Source organism: Streptomyces sparsus, assembly GCF_054776295.1.
The window spans coordinates 1-1,159 of record NZ_BAAHCA010001246.1 but is presented as its reverse complement, the minus strand read 5'-3'; the positions used below and the strand labels follow the sequence as shown (position 1 = coordinate 1,159).

Here is a 1,159-nt window from a genome sequence, read left to right as displayed (position 1 = left end):
CGTGGCGGCCTGGTGGCTGCTGCGCGGCCAGCGGCTGGAGGAGTCACCCGCCGACCCGGCCGCGTCCGACGCCCCGACGCCGCTCCACCGGTGACGCTGCGGCGCGCCCGGAGCGGCGGGTTCAGGCCGCCTTGGCCTTGGTGGCGTACATGTCCACGTACTCCTGGCCCGACAGTCGCATGACCTCGCTCATCACCTCGTCGGTCACGGCGCGCAGCACGTAGCGGTCCCGGTCCATGCCTTCGTAGCGGGAGAAGTCCAGTGGCTCACCGAAGCGGACCGTGATGCGTCCGCCACCGAGCCTGGGGAAGCCGCTGCCGCCCGGCTGCACCCGGTCGGTGCCGATCATCGCGAACGGCACCACGGGGGAGCCCGTCATCAGGGCCAGTCGGGCGATGCCCGTCCGGCCGCGGTAGAGGCGCCCGTCGGGCGAGCGGGTGCCCTCGGGGTAGATGCCGAAGACCTTGCCCTCGTCCAGCACCCGCCGCCCCGTCATCAGTGCGGCGACCCCGCCCCTGGCACCGTCCCGGTCGACGGGGATCATGCCGACGCCGGTGAAGAACCACGCCATCAGCCGGCCCTTGACGCTGGTACCGGTGACGTACTCGTCCTTGCCGATGAAGAACACCTGCCGCTTCGTGACCAGCGGCAGGATCATCGAGTCGATGAAGGTGAGGTGGTTGCCGGCGAGAATGACCGCGCCCTCACCGGGAATCCGGTCGGCTCCCTGGACCTGCGGACGGAACAGCACACGCAGCAGCGGGCCGAGCAGCGCCTTGATGAGCAGGAATCGGGGCATCACAGGGATCCGTCCTCCGGTCGTGGTGGGTCCGCGCACAGCCGCGCAGACCAGGACGATACTCGCGCATCCGCTCGGGCCACGCGCCGGGCACGGCGGACCACCCCGGGTGATCAACCCTAGTCGGCGCGTGTTTCCGCCGTGTTCCGCACGCCGTCTCCCGTCCGAAAGGTCCGCGCCCCTACGCTTCAGCCCGTCGCCGTACGGGCGTGTCACGCGCCTGTACGACGACGGGCAGAGCCCAACCGAGCAGCAGGGAGAGCCACATGGCGCAGGATCAGCAGCCGGGCCGGAGAGCGGTGCTGGGAGCGGCGGCCCTGGGGGTCGGCGCGGCGGCGCTGGCGACGGCGCACTCCCCCC

General features: G+C 71.8%; 1 protein-coding gene. It reads right to left on the bottom strand.

The genetic code is table 11. The features are described 5' to 3' along the window. Positions 1-121 precede the first annotated feature (121 nt). Complete coding sequence (locus ACYVE9_RS27690; RefSeq protein ID WP_461030634.1) at positions 122-799, bottom strand: lysophospholipid acyltransferase family protein; 678 nt, start codon at positions 797-799, stop codon at positions 122-124. Positions 800-1,159 lie beyond the last annotated feature (360 nt).

What these genes read in the sequence shown, in the direction of transcription:
- ACYVE9_RS27690 (WP_461030634.1), bottom strand. Translation starts at nt 799, where the DNA reads ATGCCCCGATTCCTGCTCATCAAGGCGCTGCTCGGCCCGCTGCTGCGT.